The sequence below is a fragment of the Pseudomonas fluorescens genome, from assembly GCF_001307155.1.
GTDB lineage: Bacteria > Pseudomonadota > Gammaproteobacteria > Pseudomonadales > Pseudomonadaceae > Aquipseudomonas > Aquipseudomonas helvetica.
This window is the reverse complement of sequence record NZ_CP012830.1, coordinates 754,486-775,253: the sequence shown is the minus strand read 5'-3', so window position 1 is coordinate 775,253 and position 20,768 is coordinate 754,486. Positions and strand designations below refer to the sequence as shown.

Genomic DNA, 20,768 nt, shown 5'->3' with positions numbered 1-20,768 from the left:
TTGGTAGCTAATTTCATGTTGTCATCAAGCAGTCATAAAAAAAAGGCCCATCACTGATGGGCCTTTTTTATATCAACCGAACAACTGTAGTCGTAGCGATTACAGGATGTTGATTGGGTACTCGGTGATCAGGCGGAACTCGTCGATATTGCCTTCGGCCTGGTCGTTGTTGCCTCTGTGCCAAGCTTGGCGAGCACGGAAGGACAGGTCTTTGAGAGGACCACTCTGGACAACGTATTTGGCTTCCAGGTTGGTCTCGTTGTGACGACCGTCTTCGCCGTAGCCGTAGAGGCGGTAAGGGCTGTCAGCAGCCATCTTGGTGCCGTCGATGCCTTGACCGTGAGCATAACGAGCCATGAAGCTCAGGCCTGGTACGCCGTACTCAGCCATTTTCAGGTCATAACGTACCTGGATGGATTTTTCTTCAGGGCCGTTGAAGTCAGAGTACTGAATCGAGTTGGCCAGGAAGATCGAGTCGCCACCGCGGTTGTTATCGCCTACACCGATGTAGTCGAATGGTGTATCACCGTGAACTTGCTGGAACGCCAGAGTAACGGTGTGCGCCTTCAGGAAGGAGTAGGCCGCTGCCAGCGAGTAGGTGGTGTTGTCGATTTTGCCTGCTTTCGCTGCACCGGTATCGTTGGTCTGATACAGGTTGAAGTCGAAGTTCAGGGACTGGTCAGTCGCCAACGGAATGGTGTAGTTCGCGTTGCCGTAGTACTGGGTCCAGGTGTCCTGGAACTTGGCACCGTAGAGCGAAACGCTCAGGTTGTCATTGATGCCGTATTTACCACCCAAGTAATCAGCAGCTTCGACCTTGGTGCCAGCGTACTGGGTCCAAAGCTCGCCATTGTGACGGGTTTGGTCCTGGCTGCTACCACCGGTGAAGTGACCGGCCTCGAGATCGAGGTTTTTAATCTCGCTGCTCTGCAGTTGGAAACCGCTAGCGGTTTGTTGGAACATGCGGGAGCCGCCAACAGCGAATACCGGGGCGGTGGAAGGTGTGAAGTCACCCACTTTCAGCTCGGTTTTGGAGATGCGAACCTTCAGTGCTGCACCCGCTTTACCCATTTGGCTATTGACGTCGTGGCCAATAACGTTGCCGTTTGCGTCGCGGAGGGTGGTGCGGCTCATGTTGCCCGTACCCGACTGCGCGTCAGTACCGTCCAGTTTAAAGGCGGCATCGCCGTAGGCTTCAACGCCCACACCAACCGTACCCTGGGTATAGCCAGAGTTGAACTTGCCCAGTACGCCCTGAGTCCAGTCTTTCTGGTCTTGAGCGCCATTTTTGTTGTTACGGTTGAAGTAGTAGTTCTTCAGTACCACGCCAGCGGAGGCGCCTTCAACGAAACCTTTTGCGTCAGCCTGGTCGGTTACAAACGGGTCGGCCATAGCGACTTGGGCGCCGGTAGCTGCAGTAACAGCCAGGGCGATCATGCTCCACTTCATCACGCGCATCGTGATTTGCTCCTTTGGTTTTAGAAGAGTACTGCCGTCCCACCTGATTTATTATCTGGGCGGCTCTTTCTTTTTGTGTCGGCGCAAACTTATATCACGCCGACAATGTTGGCGATACTTGCGTATCTAACCTTTCAGCTTCTTTACGGCCCTGTCGCAAAATGCGCTGTAGAGGTCGTAATTTCACAAATTTTTTGCCTTCGGACTGACAACTTCAGCGTTGTTTTCCAAGGCTTCAGTATCAGAAAAAGAAATCCCTGTCTTGCACTTGAAGCTCCCTGGGCAGCCATGCCGCTATTGTTATGAGCCTTTAGGTTCCGACTTCCAGCGGATGCCTTACAGGCGATGTGTGTATGAATGCAACAAGCGTGCACAAATCGGCTTTTTGTTGCCGGTTTTTTCAAAAAAACCTGCCTTAATGACTAAAGCCGCATAAAACCGGGGCTTTCAGGGCTGATCTGTTTGAGCTTGACGCCGCGGTTCTTCTAGTGTTGCACCATCAAAGAGCATGAGTATTAGCACACAAATGTTACTGCTCCACCCTCGCGGGTGAGTAGACGGCGGATGCTCGACGTTTTCAGCGTAGACGCAGTGTGCAGATTTGGTGCAAAAAATTTTCAAGACTGTACGAAATTCGTACAGCGAAGACCTCGAATGCAGATCTACATCCACTGATAGGTCGTTGATTTTTTGACGAAGCGCCGAGGTCTGGTGCTGAGGTGGTGCATCGAGAATGAAAATGTTCAGTACCGGGGCGTTCGTGCGTTGAGCGTTTGTATCGGGTCATCCGGCTCGGGGGCTGTGTACCCTGTTTTTTCGCAGTGATCCGTGCGGCGTTCGCGGGTATGCTGCTGTTATATACGGGCGATTAGCCTTCGGGCTGGGCGCTAAACTGAGTCTCATGCAAAGTGCGGGAGTGCGCGCGGTGTTCGCCTTAGATCCACGACTTGAACAAGACACCCTGCCGATTGGGGATTTCCCACTAAGTCGGTTGTTGCTGTCCAATGATTCGAATTACCCCTGGTTTATCCTGGTGCCGCGTCGTGAGGATATCAGCGAGTTGTTTCAACTGGATGTCGCCGACCAGCAGCAGTTGTGGCGGGAAACAACCGAGTTGGCCGAAACGCTCAAGGATTCGTTCGACGCCGACAAGTTGAATATCGCGACCCTGGGGAATGTTGTCAGTCAGCTACACATGCATGTCATTGTGCGTAAGCGCAATGATGCCGCCTGGCCAGCCCCGGTTTGGGGCAAACACCCGGCCAAGCCTTACAGTGCCGAAGAAGTGGCAGTAATTCGCGAACGGCTGCGTTTGGTCTTGACCGATGACTTCACGTTTCTGGAGGGCTGAACCATGAGCCTGGAAGAGCGCATTACCGAACTGGAAAGTCGTCTGGCGTTTCAGGATGACACGATTGAAGCGATGAATGATGTGCTGGTGACACAGCAGCGGGTGGTCGAGCGCTTGCAGTTGCAAATGGAAGCGTTGCTCAAGCGCCAGGAAGAAGCGGCCGGGCAGTTCGAGTCCTTCGAAGAAGAGGCTCCACCACCGCATTACTGAGTGCCGGCCGGGGCGACACATCGGCAGTCGATAAAAAACCGCGATGCAGCCAGGCTGCATCGCGGTTTTTTAGTGTGGGCGTGGAACTTACATCAGCGACGCGGCAACGCGGCGATCACGTCTTCAGCTTGCAGGCCCTTGTCACGGTTCATGACAGAAAACTCCACGCGCTGGCCTTCGACCAGGACGCGGTGACCTTCACCACGGATTGCACGGAAGTGCACAAAAATATCGTCTCCGGAATCGCGAGAAATGAAGCCGAAGCCTTTGGAGGTGTTGAACCATTTGACGGTGCCGGTATCACGATTGGTCATGTCGTAATTTTGCGTAGCGGCAGCAGGAGAGGATTTATAAAAGCTGATGGCCAGGTGCAGAAGTACGGCGATCAGGGCGACGATGAGGCTAAGCAGGACTGCGGGCTGACCACCAATGACCGGCATCGGTGCGAGGAGGGTCAGGGTTTGCACAACAACGGCAAGCACCAGCAAGGCACTGACCAGATTTTGCAGTTGGTGACGTGGACCTTTGTTCCAGTAAGGAATAACCGGCGCGAGGGTCAGGTTGAGCAAGCCGAAGAACGCCAGATACAGCGCGTCAGGTTGTTGCAGGTAAGGTGCGGCTTCGGTTCGCAAGCTAGGGATGAAGGACAGCAGCAAAGCCGCTGCGCCCGTTAGCAGGTGGACGATTTTCAACATTTTGATTGACTCACGTTAAGACGGATCACAAGGAAGAGCTGATTGAGCACGGTTCGCTTCTGAACAATGGGAGGCGCTGGACACGTACCCGGTATCAGCCTATGCGCTGCACCCAGGAAAATAGAGGCAGCGACACGCCTCTATTTAACAGCAAAGCCCAGGCCTTCTCAAATCAAGTGCAGGGGGCACGGCGGCGGAGGCGGATGGTGGTTTGCGCGTACTGGTCGCAGGTGTTGCCTGAAGGCTTGTTCTAGAGAGCTCGATCGGTTTTTTGGCCTGCTGCGGGCAGAGAAAACGCTTTGAGTTCGCGGATTCAGGGTGTTTTCTTCTATAGAGGGGAAAGAGGTGCGCGAGTGCCAGAGGGTGCCCGGCGCCGTCAGTGTTTCTCCTGTCCGTGGCCTGAGATGCTTCTCTGATAGGGCGATGTCCGAGCCTTTTTCGGCTTTATTCGCTCGGTGGTTTTGACTTTTCCCGCGCTGAAATTCCGCTTTATAGGCAGATGTAGGACCGTGTTAATGGTCTCCCTACGGTTGTTGGCTTGTCCTACGTTGATGGTCATAAAGTCATCTGGATATAACTATCCGCCTGCGTTTCTATAAGGAAACAGAGGGTTGCTCTTGTTGAAAGCAAGTATGACAAAGGAGTGTCAGCAGTATGAGTCGAGGAATAGGGCAAGGGACAATCGAAGTCGCTCGGTTTCAAGATGGAAAGCAGGAGGGGAAGAGAGATCCTTTTGTTCGGGAGTTTGACATGGGGTTGGCGCGCCCATTGTCCCGATCAGTGCGTTTGAATGGATTTGCCACCTGTTTGCGCCTTGAGCAGGTCTATTGGGACATTTTGGCCAGGATGGCGAAAATCAACTGTTGCTCGGTGAGCGCTTTGCTTTCCTACGTTGATAGAGAGGTTCACCTGCGTCATGGCGGGGTGAAAAATTTCAGCGGGTTGGTCCGGGTGGTGTGCGTTGTACACAGTTTGAATGAGGACGCCTGTAGCGTTGAATGACGTGCCGCTCGGTGATGGGGACGGCTCGTGTGGCCAGGTGTCACCCGAATGCGCATGTGCCTGTGCAGCGTTACGGCTGCACAGGCTCGATTTAATGGATATAATCCCGCCCTTTGCCGCGAAACCCGACGTTTGCGCGGTGATAATCTGATTGCCGAGACAACCCCATGCCGATGTACGACTATCAATGTGCTTCCTGTGGTCATCAGTTGGAAGCCATTCAGAAGATCAGCGCAGCACCGTTGGTCGACTGCCCTGCCTGCCAGGCACCCGAATTGAAAAAGATGCTGTCCATGCCAGGCTTCCGCCTCAGCGGCACCGGCTGGTACGAGACCGATTTCAAAACCGGTTCGAAGAAGAATCTGGCCGGCGGCGACAAAGCTGACTAAGTTGAACGACACGCGTGAGCTCTTGCATCATCAGGCACCTTATTGAAGTGCGGTGGTGCGGCAAGGCCTCCAAACGAATTTCGAATTACGAGAAGTGAAACCACTACCATGATGCGCAGCCATTATTGCGGCCAACTGAACGAAAGCCTGGAAGGTCAGGAAGTTACCCTTTGCGGATGGGTCCACCGTCGTCGTGACCACGGCGGGGTGATCTTCCTCGATATCCGTGATCGTGAAGGTCTGGCCCAGGTGGTGTTCGATCCGGATCGCGCCGAAACCTTCGCCGCCGCCGACCGTGTGCGCAGCGAATACGTGGTCAAGATCACCGGTAAGGTGCGCCTGCGTCCAGCCGGTGCCGGTAATGCCAACATGGCTTCGGGCATGATCGAAGTGCTGGGCTACGAGCTGGAAGTATTGAACGAAGCGGAAACCCCGCCGTTCCCGCTCAACGAATTCTCCGACGTTGGCGAAGAAACCCGCCTGCGTTATCGCTTTATCGACCTGCGTCGTCCGGAAATGCTCGAGAAGCTGCGTCTGCGTTCGCGCATGACCACCAGCATCCGTCGCTACCTGGACGAGAATGGCTTCCTCGACGTCGAGACGCCGATCCTGACTCGTGCCACCCCAGAGGGCGCGCGTGACTATCTGGTGCCGAGCCGTACTCACGCTGGCAGCTTCTTCGCCTTGCCGCAATCGCCGCAGCTGTTCAAGCAACTGCTGATGGTTGCCGGCTTCGATCGTTACTACCAGATCGCCAAATGCTTCCGCGACGAAGACCTGCGTGCCGACCGTCAGCCGGAATTCACCCAGATCGACATCGAGACCAGCTTCCTCAACGAAGCCGAGATCATGGGCCTGACCGAAGGCATGATCCGCAACCTGTTCAAGGAAGTGCTGGGTCTGGAATTCGGTGAATTCCCGCACATGACCTGGGACGAGGCCATGCGTCGTTACGGTTCCGACAAGCCGGACCTGCGTAACCCGCTGGAACTGGTTGACGTTGCCGACCAGCTCAAGGAAGTCGATTTCAAGGTCTTCAGTGGCCCGGCCAACGACCCGAAAAGCCGTATCGCCGCTCTGCGCGTTCCAGGCGGGGCGAGCATGCCGCGCAGCAAGATCGACGACTACACCAAGTTCGTCGGCATCTACGGTGCCAAGGGCCTGGCGTACATCAAGGTCAACGAGCGCGCGAAGGGCGTTGAAGGGCTGCAATCGCCTATTGTCAAAAATATCCCTGAAGCCAACCTCAATGTGATCCTTGATCGCGTTGGCGCGGTTGATGGCGACATCGTGTTCTTCGGTGCCGACAAGGCCAAGATCGTCAGCGAAGCGCTGGGCGCACTGCGGATCAAGGTCGGTCACGACCTGAACCTGCTGACCTGCGAGTGGGCACCGATGTGGGTTGTCGACTTCCCGATGTTCGAAGAGAACGACGACGGCAGCTTCACCGCCTTGCACCACCCGTTCACCGCACCGAAGTGCACGCCAGAAGAGCTCGAAGCCAACCCGGCGACCGCTCTGTCCCGTGCCTACGACATGGTATTGAACGGCACCGAGCTGGGTGGCGGTTCGATCCGTATCCACCGCAAGGAAATGCAGCAGTCGGTCTTCCGTCTGCTGGGTATCAGCGAAGCGGAACAGGAAGAGAAATTCGGCTTCCTGCTCGACGCCCTGAAATACGGCGCGCCGCCGCACGGTGGTCTGGCTTTCGGTCTCGACCGTCTGGTGATGCTGATGACCGGCGCCCAGTCGATCCGTGAAGTGATTGCCTTCCCGAAAACCCAGAGCGCTGCCTGCGTCATGACTCAGGCTCCTGGCCTGGTCGACGCCAAGGCGCTGCGCGAGCTGCACATTCGCCTGCGCGAACAGCCTAAGGCTGAGTAAGACCGAGCACCCTGGCACATCAAGCGATGCGCCAGGGTGTCAGATCCAGATTGTGTTGCCCGCTCGCCTTCATGGGCGTGCGGGCATTGTTTTATAGAGAATTGTTTTAAAGAGAATTCGGAGCGAGTTATGGCGGGTCATTCCAAGTGGGCGAACATCAAGCACCGCAAAGAACGTCAGGATGCCAAGAAGGGCAAGATTTTCACCAAGTGGATTCGTGAACTGACTGTCGCGGCCCGTCAGGGCGGCGGTGATCCGGGCTCCAACCCGCGTTTGCGTCTGGCGCTGGATAAAGCCCTTGGCGCGAACATGAGCCGTGACATCATCGATCGCGCGGTGGCTCGTGGTGCTGGCGCTGCCGACACCGACGACATGGTCGAGCTGAGCTACGAAGGTTACGGTCCGGGCGGCGTAGCGGTAATGGTCGAGTGCATGACTGACAACCGCAACCGCACCGCAGCGGCTGTTCGTCACGCTTTCAGCAAGTGTGGCGGCAACCTGGGGACCGACGGCTCGGTGGCCTACCTGTTCGAGCGCAAGGGGCAGATTTCCTTCGCACCGGGCGTCGACGAAGACGCGCTGATGGAAGCGGCCATGGAAGCTGACGCCGATGACGTGGTCACCCACGAAGACGGCTCGATTGATGTGTTCACTTCGTTCGCCGGCTTCTACTCGGTTCGTAATGCTCTGGAAGCTGCTGGCTTCAAAGGTCATGACGCGGAAATCGTCATGCTGCCGACCACCAGTGCCGAGCTGGACCTGGAAGGCGCCGAGAAGATCCTCAAGCTGATCGACATGCTCGAAGACCTGGATGACGTGCAGAACGTTTATTCCAATGCGGATATTCCAGAGTCGGTGGCCGCGCAGCTGGGCTGATGGGCGACGCAGATCTGGTGTGGGAGCGGGCCGGGCGGCGTTCCGATGCCCGCGATGACGTCGGCAGGCTCGACATTGATGTTGAATGTTCTACCGCTATCGCGGGCAAGCCCGGCTCCCACAGGGTTTTCGGCAGGGCCGCAAAATGTGCACTCGGCACAGCCTGCTCTGTGCTGGCCTCACTCTCTAAACCCGCAGGCGTTATGACTTTAATTCTTGGTATCGACCCCGGTTCGCGCATTACCGGTTACGGCGTTGTACGTGATACCGGCCGTGGCTGCGTGTATGTCGCCTCGGGTTGCATTCGTACCGGCAGCGGCGAGTTGCATGAACGGCTGCAAATTGTTTATCGCGGTGTGCGTGAAGTCATCCAGACCTACGGCCCGGTCACCATGGGGATCGAAAAGGTCTTTATGGCCCGTAACGCCGACTCGGCCCTGAAGCTGGGCCAGGCTCGTGGCGCGGCCATCGTTGCCGGCGCCGAAGAAAACCTGGAAATTGCCGAATACACCGCAACCCAGGTCAAGCAGGCGGTGACCGGGACGGGCGCGGCGAATAAAGAGCAGGTGCAGATGATGGTCATGCACATGCTGAAACTGACCAGCAAACCGCAAATCGATGCCTCGGATGCCCTGGCAATCGCCATTTGTCATGCTCACACCCGTTCCAGCCTGTTACCCCATGGTCTGGGGACGGCTCGCAGTCGTGGCGGTCGCCTTCGCCTCTGATCTGATAGCATCAGCCCACTCATTTTATCCGTTGAGCGTTTTGCGCCTGTTTTGCCGGCCGCCACGCTCACTTTGGTACTCGTCAGCCAGATCTGGCCAACGCTTAAGGATTTGAAACGTGATTGGACGTTTGCGCGGCACCTTGGCTGAGAAGCAGCCGCCGCACCTGATTCTGGATGTAAATGGTCTGGGCTATGAGCTGGAAGTGCCGATGACCACGCTTTATCGACTGCCGTCGGTCGGAGAGCCGATCACCTTGCACACCCATTTGGTTGTGCGTGAAGACGCCCAACTGCTCTACGGCTTCATTGGCAAGCGTGAGCGCGATTTTTTCCGTGAACTGATCCGCCTCAATGGCGTGGGCCCCAAGTTGGCGCTGGCCTTGATGTCGAGCCTTGAAGTCGATGAGCTGGTGCGCTGCGTGCAGGCACAGGACACATCGGCGTTGACCAAGGTGCCGGGCGTCGGCAAGAAGACCGCCGAGCGTTTGCTGGTGGAACTCAAGGATCGTTTCAAGGCCTGGGAGACCGTGCCAAGCATGTTCGCCCTGGTGCCGAATCAGCCGGATGCGCCAATACCCGTGGCCACCGCCGAAAATGACGCGGTGAGTGCGTTGATTTCCCTGGGCTACAAGCCGCAGGAGGCCAGCAAGGCGATTTCTGCCATCAAGGAGAAAGGCTTGAGCAGTGAAGACCTGATTCGTCGCGCCCTGAAGGGAATGATTTAAGTGATTGAAGCTGATCGTCTGATCGCCGCCACGGGTGGCCCCCGTGACCGCGAAGAAGTCCAGGACCGGGCGATTCGTCCCGTCAGCCTGGCCGAATACATCGGCCAGCCGACCGTTCGCGAGCAGATGGAGTTGTTCATCCAGGCTGCCCGTGGGCGCAACGAATCCCTCGATCACACGTTGATCTTCGGTCCGCCGGGGCTGGGTAAAACCACCTTGGCCAACATCATTGCCCAGGAAATGGGCGTGTCGATCAAAAGCACCTCGGGGCCGGTCCTCGAGCGTCCGGGTGACCTCGCGGCGTTGCTGACCAACCTCGAACCGCATGATGTGCTGTTCATTGACGAGATCCATCGGCTGTCGCCGATTGTCGAAGAAGTGCTGTACCCGGCCATGGAAGACTTCCAGCTCGACATCATGATCGGTGAAGGGCCGGCGGCGCGTTCGATCAAGCTCGACCTGCCACCGTTCACCCTGGTCGGCGCCACCACCCGTGCCGGGATGCTGACCAACCCGTTGCGTGACCGCTTCGGCATCGTTCAGCGCCTGGAGTTCTATAGCACGGCGGATCTGGCGACCATCGTCAGCCGTTCGGCGAACATCCTCGGCTTGCCGCTGGACCCGGAGGGCGCCTTTGAAATCGCCCGTCGGGCCCGTGGTACGCCGCGTATCGCCAACCGCTTGTTGCGCCGGGTGCGCGATTTTGCCGAAGTCCGGGCGAAGGGGCATATCACTAAACCGATTGCCGATCTGGCGCTGAACCTGCTGGACGTCGATGAGCGTGGCTTCGATCACCAGGACCGGCGTCTGCTGCTGACCATGATCGAGAAGTTCGATGGCGGCCCGGTCGGGGTGGACAGTCTCGCGGCGGCGATCAGCGAAGAGCGGCACACCATCGAGGATGTGCTGGAACCCTATCTGATTCAGCAGGGCTATATCATGCGGACCCCGCGTGGTCGGGTCGTAACCCGGCATGCGTACTTGCATTTCGGTTTGAATATCCCGTCACGGTTAGGTGAAATGCCCGTGCCAGACGAGTTTCTTGATGCAGTAGACGAATGACGACCTCTGCGTGCCGATTTATTTCGGCTTTGTGCGGTCCTAGGGGGCTGCGATTGCCGATCTTTCGCACGAAAGTCGTTCGAGAATGAAAAAACAGTTGCCTGGCCGGATTGGCAACCTGAGGAGTAACCACTAGAGTATGCGCGCGCAAAACGGGCTTGAGTCGTTCGCACATCGTTGTCGCGTTTATTACGAGGACACCGATGCCGGCGGCATCGTGTATTACGTTAATTACCTTAAGTTTATGGAGCGGGCTCGAACCGAGCGGCTACGGGAGCTGGGCTTTGCCCAATCGCAGCTTGCTGGTGAGGACCTGTTGTTTGTCGTGCATTCCAGCGAAGCGCGCTATCACGCGCCGGCGCGACTGGACGACGAGCTTCTGGTAAGTGCAGAAGTAATCGAATTGAACCGCGTCAGCCTGCGCTTTAAACAGCAGGTCAGGCGAGCCGCGGATAATGCACTGCTCTGCGAAGGGCAGTTTTTGGTGGCCTGTGTGCGCACCCATAGTTTGAAACCCCGGGCCATTCCCGAAGCTCTACGTGCGGCCTTTGCCGACGTGAGCGGCGCGGGTACACACTCAGAGCAGGAGATAAAGCGTGGAAGCTAACGTCGTCGACCATTCCTCCATGTGGAGCCTGGTCAGCAATGCCAGCGTTGTGGTGCAGTTGGTAATGCTGATCCTGGTAGCCGCATCGGTGACCTCGTGGATCATGATCTTTCAGCGCAGCAATTTGCTGCGCGCCGGTCGACGTGCCCTGGAGAGCTTTGAGGAGCGCTTCTGGTCCGGCATCGACCTGTCCAAACTCTACCGTCAGGCCGGCAGCAACCCTGACCCGGATTCCGGCGTAGAGCAGATCTTCCGTGCAGGTTTCAAGGAGTTCTCCCGTCTGCGTCAGCAGCCAGGCGTTGATCCGGAAGCGGTCATGGAAGGTGTGGCGCGCGCCATGCGCGTGGCCATTTCCCGCGAAGAAGAAAAGCTCGAGCAGAGCCTGCCGTTCCTTGCGACCGTCGGTTCCGTCAGCCCGTACATCGGCCTGTTCGGTACAGTATGGGGCATCATGAACTCCTTCCGTGGACTGGCAACTGCCCAGCAAGCAACCCTGGCCACCGTGGCTCCAGGTATTGCCGAGGCACTGGTTGCAACGGCCATCGGCCTGTTCGCGGCGATCCCGGCCGTTATCGCTTACAACCGTTTCTCTGCCCGCAGCGAAACCTTGCTTAGCCGTTACTACACCTTCGCCGACGAGTTCCAGGCGATCCTGCACCGCAAAGTGCACACCAGCGAAGAATAAGCAGGTAATTCCCAATGGCTTTAATCGCTCGAGCTCGCAAAAAGCGCAAGCCGGTTGCCGAGATGAACGTGGTGCCTTACATCGACGTGATGCTGGTACTGCTGGTTATCTTCATGGTGACCGCACCGATGCTCAATCAGGGCGTGAAAGTTGATCTGCCCAAGGTTTCCAGCGAAGCCTTGCCGCAAGACAACAACACCCAGGTCCTGACCATTTCGATCAAGGCTGACAAGACCTATTACTGGAACCTTGGCAGCGAAGTCGACACCGATAAGCAGCAGGACAGGGCCATGACCCTGCCGCAGATGACCAGCGCCGTGACCAAGATCATCAGCGCCGGTAATGAAAACGGCAAGCACACCCAGGTCTTCATTCGTGGCGACAAGAGCGTCGATTACGGCTCCGTCATGGGCGCCATGGGTGGGTTGCAGAAAGCCGGGGTCGGTAATGTTGGCTTGATTACCGAGGCGCCCTGATGCAGCAACAGCGAGAGCCGACAGCCTCGGAAAGCTACTTCTGGCCTAGTGTCTGGGCGATCGGCCTGCACGTGCTGGTGTTTGGCATGCTGTTCGTCAGTTTTTCCATGACACCGGAATTGCCGCCGGCCAAGCCGATCGTCCAGGCGACCCTGTACCAACTGAAATCGAAAAGTCGGGCGACCACCCAGACCAATCAGAAGATTGCGGGTGAAGCGCAGAAATCCGCTGCGCGCCAGACCGAAGTCGAACAGATGGAACAGAAGAAGGTCGAGCAGGAAGCGGTGAAGGCTGCGGAACAAAAGAAAGAAGCGGCGGCTCAAAAAGCCGAGGAAGCCAAGAAGGCCGACGAGTCGAAGAAAGCGGAAGAGGCGAAAAAGGCTGATGAAGCCAAGAAAGCCGATGAAGCGAAGAAGACCGCCGAAGCCAAAAAGGCCGAACAGAAACAATTGGCTGATATAGCCAAGAAGAAAGCTGAAGAAGAAGCCAAGAAAGCCGCTGAAGAAGAGGCCAAGAAAGAGGCCGCTGAAGAAGCGAAGAAAAAGATAGTCGAAGACGCGAAGAAGAAAGCCGCGGAAGACGCCAAGAAGGTAGCTGAAGCAAACGAGGCGAAGAAGAAAGTCGCCGAGGAAGCGAAGAAGAAAGCTGCTGCCGATGCTGCGAAGAAAAAATCGCAGGAAGCGGCGCGTAAATCTGCCGAAGAGAAAAAGGCTCAGGCCCTGGCTGATTTGCTTTCCGACACGCCGCAGCGTCAGCAAGCCTTGGCCGATGAGCAGGGCGATGAAACCGCGGGCAGTTTCGATGATCTGATTCGTGCTCGGGCAGCGGAAGGTTGGGCTCGTCCTCCTTCGGCACGCAAAGGCATGACGGTTGTGCTGCAAATCGGCATGTTGCCCGATGGTACGGTGACTTCGGTCAGCGTGGCCAAGTCCAGTGGCGATGGTCCGTTTGACGCTTCGGCTGTAGCGGCGGTCAAGAATATTGGACGTTTGACAGAAATGCAGGGAATGAAGCCGAGCGATTTCGCTCCCTATCGTTCATTCAAGATGACATTCACACCTGAGGATCTAGCCTTGTGAGAAACCTTCTTCGAGGAATGCTTGTCGTTATTTGCTGCATGGCAGGGATAGCGGCAGCAGATGAAAAGAACATTCTGGTCACCAGCGGCAGTGACCGGGCAACACCGATTGCGGTTGTTCCATTTGGCTGGCAGGGCGGTAGCGTCCTGCCGGACGACATGGCGGAAATCATCGGTAACGACCTGCGCAACTCGGGTTACTACTCGCCGATTCCAAAGCAGAACATGATCAGCCAGCCAACTTCGGCCAGCGAAGTCATCTACCGTGACTGGAAGGCCCTGGGCGCCCAGTACATCATGGTCGGCAGCATCGTTCCGGCGGGCGGTCGCCTGCAGGTGCAATACGCACTGTTCAACGTCGCGACCGAGCAGCAAGTGCTGACCGGTAGCGTGTCGGGTGGCGTCGATCAACTGCGCGACATGGCGCACTACATCTCCGACCAGTCGTTCGAAAAGCTGACCGGCATCAAGGGCGCGTTCTCCACACGCCTGCTATATGTAACGGCCGAGCGCTTTTCGGTGAACAACACGCGCTACACCCTGCAGCGTTCGGACTACGACGGTGCTCGTGCCGTGACCCTGCTGCAATCGCGTGAGCCGATCCTGTCGCCGCGTTTCGCTCCGGATGGCAAGCGCATCGCCTATGTGTCGTTCGAGCAGAAGCGTCCGCGCATCTTCATGCAGAACATCGACACCGGTCGCCGCGAGCAGATCACCAACTTCGAAGGCCTCAACGGCGCGCCAGCCTGGTCTCCGGACGGTACTCGCCTGGCGTTTGTGCTGTCCAAGGACGGCAACCCGGACATCTACGTGATGAACCTGGGGTCGCGTCAGATCAATCGCGTGACGGCTGGTCCTGGCATCAACACCGAACCGTTCTGGGGCAAGGATGGTTCGACCATCTACTTCACCTCCGACCGTGGCGGCAAGCCGCAGATCTACAAGACCAACGTCAATGGTGGTGGTGCGGAGCGTGTGACCTTTATCGGTAACTACAACGCCAACCCGAAACTGTCGGCTGACGAAAAGACGCTTGTCATGATTCACCGTCAGGATGGCTTCACCAATTTCCGGGTGGCGGCTCAGGATTTGCAGCGCGGTAGTGTAAAGATCCTGACAGACACCAACCTAGATGAGTCAGCCACTGTTGCGCCCAACGGCACCATGGTAATCTACGCCACCGCCCAGCAGGGCCGGGGAGTCTTGATGCTCGTGTCCATCAATGGACGCGTAAGGCTCCCGCTTCCTACCGCTCAAGGCGAAGTCAGAGAACCTTCCTGGTCCCCTTACCTGAACTGACGCGGCGCTACACGTTTTACTTAACACATTGGGGTTCATTAGGAGTTTCACGATGGAAATGCTGAAGTTTGGTAAGTTTGCTGCGCTGGCCCTGGCCATGGCTGTAGCTGTAGGTTGCTCGTCCAAAGGCGGCGACAACGCCGGTGCAGGCGCTGTAGATCCAAACGCTGGTTACGGCGCTAACACTGGTGCAGTTGACGGCTCCCTGAGCGAAGAAGCTGCTCTGCGCGCAATCACCACCTTCTACTTCGAATACGACAGTTCGGACCTGAAGCCAGAAGCCATGCGCGCTCTGGACGTTCACGCCAAAGACCTGAAAGGAAACGGCGCTCGCGTTGTTCTGGAAGGCAACACCGACGAACGTGGTACTCGTGAGTACAACATGGCACTGGGCGAGCGTCGTGCGAAAGCCGTTCAACGCTACCTGGTACTGCAAGGTGTTTCCCCAGCTCAGCTGGAGCTGGTTTCCTACGGTAAAGAGCGTCCAGTTGCTACTGGCCACGACGAGCAGTCCTGGGCTCAAAACCGTCGCGTCGAACTGCGTAAGTAATTCGTCATGCGAACGTGCCGTCGTGCTGTAACTGTTCTGGCTCTCAGTCTCGCACCGCTTGCGGTGTGGGCTGCGGTTCCTGTGGTCGATGACAACTCCGGTTATAACAATAGCGGGAGCAGTTATCCGCCTGCGGGTTACGGTACGAACGGCGCCTATGCCGGGGGAGGGGTTACGGCCCCTGCCTCGGCACAGGGCGTGCTGTTCAACCAACTGCAACAAATGCAGGAACAAATCGCGCGCCAACAAGGTGCGATCGAAGTTCTGCAAAATGATGTAGCGCGCATGAAGCAGGAAAACCTGGAGCGATACCAGGATCTTGATCGGCGTATTGGAACCGGCGGTGCACCCGCTGCGGCTCCTCAAAATTCTCCAGCCGGTGGCGATATGAATAATGCCGCCGGTGCAGCTGCTGGTGCGAGTGCTGCCACTCAAGCCCCTGCGGCCAGCAGCGAACCGGGTGATCCGGCGAAGGAAAAGCTCTATTACGATGCGGCCTTCGACCTGATCAAAGCCAAGGATTTCGACAAGGCCAGCCAGGCGTTTGCGGCATTCCTGCGCAAATACCCGAACAGTCAGTATGCGGGCAATGCCCAATACTGGTTGGGCGAAGTGAACCTGGCCAAGGGCGACCTGCAAGGCGCGGGTCAGGCTTTTGCCAAAGTTTCGCAGCTGTACCCCAAGCACGCCAAAGTGCCTGACTCGCTGTACAAGCTCGCTGATGTAGAGCGCCGCCTGGGTCATACCGACAAGGTCAAAGGCATTCTGCAGCAGGTGGTTTCCCAATACCCGGGTACTTCCGCCGCTCAGTTGGCCCAACGCGATCTGCAGCGCATGTAAGGCTGTTTGACCTGTTTACAAGAAACCCGCGCTTGCCGCGGGTTTTTTCGTTAGAATTCACCCCCCTTTTTTATGAAACACCGCTTTTGGGGATCTGCGCGTTGGCGGGGTTCCTTTAAGTGCCTGACGGAGGCGGACAGCCTGTTTAGCTGTTACGCCCGTGGCGACTATGCAAGACACATTGAGAATTACCGAAGTTTTTTACTCGTTGCAGGGTGAAACGCGGACTGCCGGGCTGCCCACTGTATTTGTGCGCCTGACCGGTTGTCCATTGCGTTGCCAATACTGCGACAGCGCCTATGCCTTCACTGGCGGCACCGTTCGCCCGCTCGAGGATATCCTCGAGCAAGTGGCCGGCTTTCGTCCGCGCTACGTCTGTGTCACCGGCGGTGAGCCGTTGGCACAACCTAACGCCATTCCTTTGCTCAAGCAGTTATGTGACGCCGGTTACCAGGTGTCGCTGGAAACCAGTGGCGCCCTGGATATTTCAGCGGTCGATCCACGAGTCAGCCGGGTGCTTGACCTGAAAACACCCGGGTCGAAAGAAGCGCACCGCAATCTCTACGAGAACATCGCCCTGCTGACGGCCAACGATCAGGTCAAGTTCGTGATCTGCTCTCGCGAAGACTACGACTGGGCGGTCTCCAAGCTGATTCAGTACGGTCTCGACCAGCGTGCTGGCGAAGTCCTGTTCTCGCCAAGTCACCATGACTTGAGCGCGCGCGAGCTGGCTGACTGGATTGTCGCGGACAACCTGCCGGTGCGCCTGCAATTGCAGCTGCATAAATATCTTTGGAACGACGAGCCGGGGCGCTGAAATGACTGAGCAACTGAACACTACTGAAAAACGTGCGGTCATCCTGCTGTCTGGCGGTCTGGACTCGGCAACGGTCGTGGCGATGGCCCGTGCTGACGGCTACAGCTGCTACACCATGAGTTTCGACTATGGTCAGCGCCACCGCGCCGAGTTGCACGCCGCTGAGCGTGTAGCGCGTGATCTGGGCGTCATCGAACATAAAGTGATTGGCCTGAACCTGAACGGCATTGGTGGCTCGGCATTGACCGACAGCTCCATCGATGTGCCTGAGGCGCCGAGCGAAGGTATCCCGATCACTTACGTGCCGGCCCGCAATACCGTGTTCCTGTCTCTGGCATTGGGCTGGGCCGAAGTGCTCGGCGCGCGCGACATTTTCATTGGCGTGAATGCGGTGGACTATTCCGGTTACCCGGATTGCCGTCCCGAGTTCATCGAAGCCTTCGAGCGCATGGCCAATCTGGCGACCAAGGCCGGGGTAGAGGGGAACGGTTTCCGTATCCAGGCACCGCTGCAAAACCTCAGCAAGGCGCAAATTGTCCAGGCAGGCGTGAAGCTTGGCGTCGACTATGCACTGACGGTTTCCTGCTATCAGGCGGACGATAACGGCCGTGCATGTGGCAAATGCGACAGCTGCCGTCTGCGTGCGGAAGGCTTCCTGGCGGCCGGAATCAGCGACCCAACCGTTTATTTTTGATTTATTTCAAATTAGGTGTTGAATAGTCCTTAAAAATCAGTATTATACGCGCCACCACACAGCGGGTCGTTAGCTCAGTTGGTAGAGCAGTTGGCTTTTAACCAATTGGTCGTAGGTTCGAATCCCACACGACCCACCATTTTAAAAAATCTGGAAGGCCCACGTAAGTGAGGATTTCCGGGTTTTTTTTTGCCTGCGATTTGAGCCTGGCTCAATCAGGGTGTTGCACCGCGTGACGCAGGTCAGAATGATCTTTTGCATCTCGGGGATATTCTGTAGCCTTGCGCAGCTTCAATGCTGTCCATGCCTGATGAATACTCACTCTCCCGGCGGTACCTTCTGTGGTCCGGAGCCGGGTGTATACTCGACTTTCGCGCGAAAGCGCCCGTAGGTCTTGCGATCATGACGCAAATTTCAGAACGCCTTCTGGTACAAGCCCACCTCGACGCCAAACAGCCCAAACCGCTGAGCGCCGAAGAACAAGCCCATTACCGCGCCGCCATCGCCGCCGAGCTCAAGGCTCAGGACGCGGTGCTGGTTGCCCACTTCTATTGCGATCCGATCATTCAGGCCCTGGCCGAAGAAACCGGTGGCTGCGTTTCCGACTCCCTGGAAATGGCCCGCTTCGGCAACGCTCACCCGGCCAAGACCGTGGTGGTTGCCGGTGTGAAGTTCATGGGTGAGACCGCAAAAATCCTCAACCCTGAAAAACGCGTACTGATGCCGACCCTGGAGGCGACCTGCTCGCTGGACCTGGGTTGCCCGGTCGACGAGTTCTCGGCGTTTTGCGATCAGCACCCGGAGCGTACGGTGGTGGTATATGCCAACACCTCGGCAGCGGTGAAGGCGCGGGCAGACTGGGTGGTGACCTCCAGCTGCGCGCTGGAGATTGTCGAGAGCCTGATGGATAACGGCGAAACGATCATCTGGGGCCCGGACAAACACCTGGGCACCTACATTCAGCGCAAGACCGGCGCCGACATGCTGCTCTGGGATGGTGCCTGCATCGTTCACGAAGAGTTCAAGGCCAAGCAGCTGGAAGACATGAAGGCCCTGTATCCGGACGCCGCGATTCTGGTGCACCCGGAGTCGCCGACAGCGGTGATCGAATTGGCCGACGCGGTAGGCTCCACCAGCCAGCTGATTGCCGCTGCGCAAAGCCTGCCGAACAAGACCCTGATCGTGGCGACCGACCGTGGCATCTTCTACAAGATGCAGCAGCTGTGCCCGGACAAGGTCTTCATCGAGGCGCCTACCGCCGGCAACGGCGCGGCCTGCCGCAGTTGCGCACATTGCCCGTGGATGGCGATGAACACCCTTGAGCGCACGCTTCAGTGCCTGCGTGAGGGCTCAGGCGAGATATTTGTCGAGCCGGCGCTGATCCCTCAGGCGATTCGCCCGCTCAAGCGCATGCTCGACTTCACCGCGGCAGCGCGGATGAAGCTGGCGGGTAACGCCTGATCATCTGTGGCGAGGGAGCTTGCTCCCGCTCGGCGGCGTAGCCGTCGTAACGTCCTGCATGCACTTTTAACCGGCAAATCGAGTTGGCAGTTTTAGGGGCGCTTCGCGCCCCAGCGGGAGCAAGCTCCCTCGCCACAGGGTTTGGCGTTTCGGCGGGTTATTTTTTCTTCTTCGGGATCCGTACCAACTGGGTGAGATCTTTGTCGAGCCGGCGCTGATCCCTCAGGCGATTCGCCCGCTCAAGCGCATGCTCGACTTCACCGCGGCAGCGCGGATGAAGCTGGCGGGTAACGCCTGATCATCTGTGGCGAGGGAGCTTGCTCCCGCTCGGCGGCGTAGCCGTCGTAAAGTCCTGCATGCACTTTTAACCGGCAAATCGAGTTGGCAGTTTTAGGGGCGCTTCGCGCCCCAGCGGGAGCAAGCTCCCTCGCCACAGGGTTTGACGTTTAGGGGAGTTATTTTTTCTTCTTCGGGATCCGTACCAACTGGGCGAGATATTTGTCGAGCCGGCGCTGATCCCTCAGGCGATTCGCCCGCTCAAGCGCATGCTCGACTTCACCGCGGCAGCGCGGATGAAGCTGGCGGGTAATGCCTGATCATCTGTGGCGAGGGAGCTTGCTCCCGCTCGGCGGCGTAGCCGTCGTAACGTCCTGCATGCACTTTTAACCGGCAAATCGAGTTGGCAGTTTTAGGGGCGCTTCGCGCCCCAGCGGGAGCAAGCTCCCTCGCCACAGGGTTTGGCGTTTCGGCGGGTTATTTTTGCTTCTTCGGGATCTGTACCAACTGGGTGAGATCTTTGTCGAGCCGGCGCTGATCCCTCAGGCGATTCGCCCGCTCAAGCGCATGCTCGACTTCACCGCGGCAGCGCGGATGAAGCTGGCGGGTAACGCCTGATCATCTGTGGCGAGGGAGCTTGCTCCCGCTCGGCGGCGTAGCCGTCGTAAAGTCCTGCATGCACTTTTAACCGGCAAATCGAGTTGGCAGTTTTAGGGGCGCTTCGCGCCCCAGCGGGAGCAAGCTCCCTCGCCACAGGGTTTGACGTTTAGGGGAGTTATTTTTTCTTCTTCGGGATCCGTACCAACTGGGCGAGATATTTGTCGAGCCGGCGCTGATCCCTCAGGCGATTCGCCCGCTCAAGCGCATGCTCGACTTCACCGCGGCAGCGCGGATGAAGCTGGCGGGTAACGCCTGATCATCTGTGGCGAGGGAGCTTGCTCCCGCTCGGCGGCGTAGCCGTCGTAACGTCCTGCATGCACTTTTAACCGGCAAATCGAGTTGGCAGTTTTAGGGGCGCTTCGCGCCCCAGCGGGAGCAAGCTCCCTCGCCACAGGGTTTGGCGTTTCGGCGGGTTATTTTTTCTTCTTCGGGATCCGCACCAACTGGCTGTTGGAGTACATGTCGTGCCAGCTGCGCTGCTGTTTGTCGAAGAGTACCCAGAAGAACCCCTGGCCTGCGCACAGCAAGGATGCGATCGACACCACAAAGCGCAACAGCGCCTGCCACAGGCTGATCGCCGAGCCATCGGCGTTCTGCACGCGGATGCACCAGACCTGCATGCCGAGGGTTTGACCGGACCAGGTCCAGAATTTGGCAAAGAAGCCAAACAGCACGAACAGCAAAATGGTCGAGAACAACGGATCGCCATCCAGCGCGCCGGCTTCGGTCAGGGCGCGCATCTGCTCTTCGCCGATGATTGCCATCTGCACCATCTTGTAGATACCGCCCGTAACGATCAGCAGGGCAGTGCACAGCAAGAAGTCGTAGAACATCGCTGCCAGGCGACGGCCCAGGCCGGCGATGGGGAATTCACCCTGAGGGCTTAGCAGGTGTTTCGACATGGGGTGGCTCTCGGCTGAAAAAGAAGCCATTTTACGGAATT

General features: G+C 57.6%; 23 protein-coding genes, 1 tRNA gene and 3 pseudogenes. 24 read left to right on the top strand and 3 right to left on the bottom strand.

The features are described 5' to 3' along the window. Positions 1-99 precede the first annotated feature (99 nt). On the bottom strand, positions 100-1,458 hold the full coding sequence (locus tag AO353_RS03630; RefSeq protein ID WP_054593718.1) for an OprD family porin: 1,359 nt from the start codon (positions 1,456-1,458) through the stop codon (positions 100-102). A 925-nt stretch (positions 1,459-2,383) separates the two neighbouring features. On the opposite strand from AO353_RS03630, the gene AO353_RS03625 reads away from it, so the two are divergent. Both AO353_RS03625 and AO353_RS03620 read left to right on the top strand, forming a co-directional pair. Next, the gene (locus tag AO353_RS03625; protein ID WP_054598166.1) at positions 2,384-2,809 is read left to right on the top strand and encodes an HIT family protein; all 426 of its coding nucleotides are present in this window, start codon (positions 2,384-2,386) and stop codon (positions 2,807-2,809) included. A 3-nt stretch (positions 2,810-2,812) separates the two neighbouring features. After that, entirely contained in the window at positions 2,813-3,019 is a 207-nt protein-coding gene (locus AO353_RS03620; RefSeq protein ID WP_019693266.1) for a SlyX family protein, read from the top strand. 92 nt (positions 3,020-3,111) lie between these two features. Here the strand turns inward: AO353_RS03620 and AO353_RS31920 are convergent, their stop codons facing one another. Continuing rightward, positions 3,112-3,714, bottom strand: coding sequence for a cold-shock protein (locus tag AO353_RS31920; protein ID WP_054593717.1), 603 nt, complete (start codon positions 3,712-3,714; stop codon positions 3,112-3,114). 654 nt (positions 3,715-4,368) lie between these two features. Between AO353_RS31920 and AO353_RS03610 the strand changes: the two genes are divergently transcribed. The 22 genes and pseudogenes from AO353_RS03610 to AO353_RS32025 all read left to right on the top strand — a co-directional run. Beyond that, complete coding sequence (locus AO353_RS03610; RefSeq protein WP_173859946.1) at positions 4,369-4,716, top strand: ribbon-helix-helix domain-containing protein; 348 nt, start codon at positions 4,369-4,371, stop codon at positions 4,714-4,716. Positions 4,717-4,883: 167 nt separating this feature from the next. Next, on the top strand, positions 4,884-5,105 hold the full coding sequence (locus AO353_RS03605) for an FmdB family zinc ribbon protein (RefSeq protein ID WP_010457489.1): 222 nt from the start codon (positions 4,884-4,886) through the stop codon (positions 5,103-5,105). Positions 5,106-5,213: 108 nt separating this feature from the next. Further along, complete coding sequence (gene aspS / locus AO353_RS03600; protein WP_054593716.1) at positions 5,214-6,989, top strand: aspartate--tRNA ligase; 1,776 nt, start codon at positions 5,214-5,216, stop codon at positions 6,987-6,989. Between the two features lie 129 nt (positions 6,990-7,118). Further along, positions 7,119-7,865 carry a YebC/PmpR family DNA-binding transcriptional regulator gene (locus AO353_RS03595; protein WP_054593715.1) on the top strand — a complete coding sequence of 249 codons (747 nt, stop codon included), beginning with the start codon at positions 7,119-7,121 and terminating at the stop codon, positions 7,863-7,865. Between the two features lie 203 nt (positions 7,866-8,068). Next, a complete protein-coding gene (gene ruvC, locus AO353_RS03590; RefSeq protein WP_019693260.1) occupies positions 8,069-8,593 on the top strand; it encodes a crossover junction endodeoxyribonuclease RuvC in 525 nt (174 codons plus the stop codon). A gap of 118 nt (positions 8,594-8,711) precedes the next feature. Continuing rightward, complete coding sequence (gene ruvA / locus AO353_RS03585) at positions 8,712-9,320, top strand: Holliday junction branch migration protein RuvA (protein WP_054593714.1); 609 nt, start codon at positions 8,712-8,714, stop codon at positions 9,318-9,320. Then, the gene (gene ruvB / locus AO353_RS03580) at positions 9,321-10,382 is read left to right on the top strand and encodes a Holliday junction branch migration DNA helicase RuvB (protein WP_054593713.1); all 1,062 of its coding nucleotides are present in this window, start codon (positions 9,321-9,323) and stop codon (positions 10,380-10,382) included. It abuts the gene before it with no gap. 139 nt (positions 10,383-10,521) lie between these two features. Further along, on the top strand, positions 10,522-10,989 hold the full coding sequence (gene ybgC / locus AO353_RS03575; RefSeq protein ID WP_019693257.1) for a tol-pal system-associated acyl-CoA thioesterase: 468 nt from the start codon (positions 10,522-10,524) through the stop codon (positions 10,987-10,989). Continuing rightward, positions 10,979-11,674 (top strand): protein TolQ, encoded by a 696-nt coding sequence (tolQ, locus tag AO353_RS03570; protein ID WP_019693256.1) that lies wholly within the window; start codon positions 10,979-10,981, stop codon positions 11,672-11,674. Before ybgC ends, tolQ begins: the two co-directional genes overlap by 11 nt. 23 nt (positions 11,675-11,697) lie before the next feature. After that, positions 11,698-12,150: a protein TolR gene (gene tolR / locus AO353_RS03565; RefSeq protein WP_162174768.1), complete on the top strand. Its 453-nt coding sequence runs from the start codon at positions 11,698-11,700 to the stop codon at positions 12,148-12,150. Further along, entirely contained in the window at positions 12,150-13,229 is a 1,080-nt protein-coding gene (tolA, locus tag AO353_RS03560) for a cell envelope integrity protein TolA (RefSeq protein WP_054593712.1), read from the top strand. Before tolR ends, tolA begins: the two co-directional genes overlap by 1 nt. A 17-nt stretch (positions 13,230-13,246) precedes the next feature. After that, complete coding sequence (gene tolB / locus AO353_RS03555) at positions 13,247-14,527, top strand: Tol-Pal system beta propeller repeat protein TolB (protein WP_173859947.1); 1,281 nt, start codon at positions 13,247-13,249, stop codon at positions 14,525-14,527. A 52-nt stretch (positions 14,528-14,579) separates the two neighbouring features. Beyond that, positions 14,580-15,077 (top strand): peptidoglycan-associated lipoprotein Pal, encoded by a 498-nt coding sequence (gene pal / locus AO353_RS03550; protein WP_054593710.1) that lies wholly within the window; start codon positions 14,580-14,582, stop codon positions 15,075-15,077. A gap of 6 nt (positions 15,078-15,083) precedes the next feature. Then, on the top strand, positions 15,084-15,917 hold the full coding sequence (gene ybgF / locus AO353_RS03545; protein WP_054593709.1) for a tol-pal system protein YbgF: 834 nt from the start codon (positions 15,084-15,086) through the stop codon (positions 15,915-15,917). A gap of 169 nt (positions 15,918-16,086) precedes the next feature. Continuing rightward, positions 16,087-16,734 carry a 7-carboxy-7-deazaguanine synthase QueE gene (queE, locus tag AO353_RS03540; RefSeq protein WP_054593708.1) on the top strand — a complete coding sequence of 216 codons (648 nt, stop codon included), beginning with the start codon at positions 16,087-16,089 and terminating at the stop codon, positions 16,732-16,734. A gap of 1 nt (position 16,735) precedes the next feature. Next, positions 16,736-17,428 (top strand): 7-cyano-7-deazaguanine synthase QueC, encoded by a 693-nt coding sequence (gene queC / locus AO353_RS03535; protein WP_054593707.1) that lies wholly within the window; start codon positions 16,736-16,738, stop codon positions 17,426-17,428. Between the two features lie 63 nt (positions 17,429-17,491). Next, positions 17,492-17,567: transfer RNA gene (locus tag AO353_RS03530), tRNA-Lys, on the top strand. A gap of 263 nt (positions 17,568-17,830) precedes the next feature. Further along, positions 17,831-18,889 (top strand): quinolinate synthase NadA, encoded by a 1,059-nt coding sequence (gene nadA, locus AO353_RS03525; RefSeq protein WP_054593706.1) that lies wholly within the window; start codon positions 17,831-17,833, stop codon positions 18,887-18,889. A gap of 193 nt (positions 18,890-19,082) precedes the next feature. Then, positions 19,083-19,187: pseudogene (locus AO353_RS32035) on the top strand (hypothetical protein); the annotation flags it as partial. 193 nt (positions 19,188-19,380) lie between these two features. Further along, positions 19,381-19,485, top strand: a pseudogene (locus AO353_RS32030) (hypothetical protein); the annotation flags it as partial. 163 nt (positions 19,486-19,648) lie between these two features. Continuing rightward, positions 19,649-19,783: a hypothetical protein gene (locus tag AO353_RS31855; RefSeq protein ID WP_256586891.1), complete on the top strand. Its 135-nt coding sequence runs from the start codon at positions 19,649-19,651 to the stop codon at positions 19,781-19,783. Positions 19,784-19,976: 193 nt separating this feature from the next. After that, positions 19,977-20,081: pseudogene (locus AO353_RS32025) on the top strand (hypothetical protein); the annotation flags it as partial. Positions 20,082-20,238: 157 nt separating this feature from the next. Here the strand turns inward: AO353_RS32025 and AO353_RS03520 are convergent. Beyond that, positions 20,239-20,727, bottom strand: coding sequence for an RDD family protein (locus AO353_RS03520; protein WP_054593705.1), 489 nt, complete (start codon positions 20,725-20,727; stop codon positions 20,239-20,241). Between the last annotated feature and the right edge of the window lie 41 nt (positions 20,728-20,768).

Coding starts and splice junctions, on each gene's coding strand:
- AO353_RS03630 (WP_054593718.1), bottom strand. CDS start 1,458: ATGCGCGTGATGAAGTGGAGCATGATCGCCCTGGCTGTTACTGCAGCT.
- AO353_RS03620 (WP_019693266.1), top strand. CDS start 2,813: ATGAGCCTGGAAGAGCGCATTACCGAACTGGAAAGTCGTCTGGCGTTT.
- AO353_RS31920 (WP_054593717.1), bottom strand. CDS start 3,714: ATGTTGAAAATCGTCCACCTGCTAACGGGCGCAGCGGCTTTGCTGCTG.
- AO353_RS03610 (WP_173859946.1), top strand. CDS start 4,369: ATGAGTCGAGGAATAGGGCAAGGGACAATCGAAGTCGCTCGGTTTCAA.
- AO353_RS03605 (WP_010457489.1), top strand. CDS start 4,884: ATGCCGATGTACGACTATCAATGTGCTTCCTGTGGTCATCAGTTGGAA.
- aspS (WP_054593716.1), top strand. CDS start 5,214: ATGATGCGCAGCCATTATTGCGGCCAACTGAACGAAAGCCTGGAAGGT.
- AO353_RS03595 (WP_054593715.1), top strand. CDS start 7,119: ATGGCGGGTCATTCCAAGTGGGCGAACATCAAGCACCGCAAAGAACGT.
- ruvC (WP_019693260.1), top strand. CDS start 8,069: ATGACTTTAATTCTTGGTATCGACCCCGGTTCGCGCATTACCGGTTAC.
- ybgC (WP_019693257.1), top strand. CDS start 10,522: ATGCGCGCGCAAAACGGGCTTGAGTCGTTCGCACATCGTTGTCGCGTT.
- tolA (WP_054593712.1), top strand. CDS start 12,150: ATGCAGCAACAGCGAGAGCCGACAGCCTCGGAAAGCTACTTCTGGCCT.
- tolB (WP_173859947.1), top strand. CDS start 13,247: ATGCTTGTCGTTATTTGCTGCATGGCAGGGATAGCGGCAGCAGATGAA.
- pal (WP_054593710.1), top strand. CDS start 14,580: ATGGAAATGCTGAAGTTTGGTAAGTTTGCTGCGCTGGCCCTGGCCATG.
- ybgF (WP_054593709.1), top strand. CDS start 15,084: ATGCGAACGTGCCGTCGTGCTGTAACTGTTCTGGCTCTCAGTCTCGCA.
- queE (WP_054593708.1), top strand. CDS start 16,087: ATGCAAGACACATTGAGAATTACCGAAGTTTTTTACTCGTTGCAGGGT.
- queC (WP_054593707.1), top strand. CDS start 16,736: ATGACTGAGCAACTGAACACTACTGAAAAACGTGCGGTCATCCTGCTG.
- nadA (WP_054593706.1), top strand. CDS start 17,831: ATGACGCAAATTTCAGAACGCCTTCTGGTACAAGCCCACCTCGACGCC.
- AO353_RS03520 (WP_054593705.1), bottom strand. CDS start 20,727: ATGTCGAAACACCTGCTAAGCCCTCAGGGTGAATTCCCCATCGCCGGC.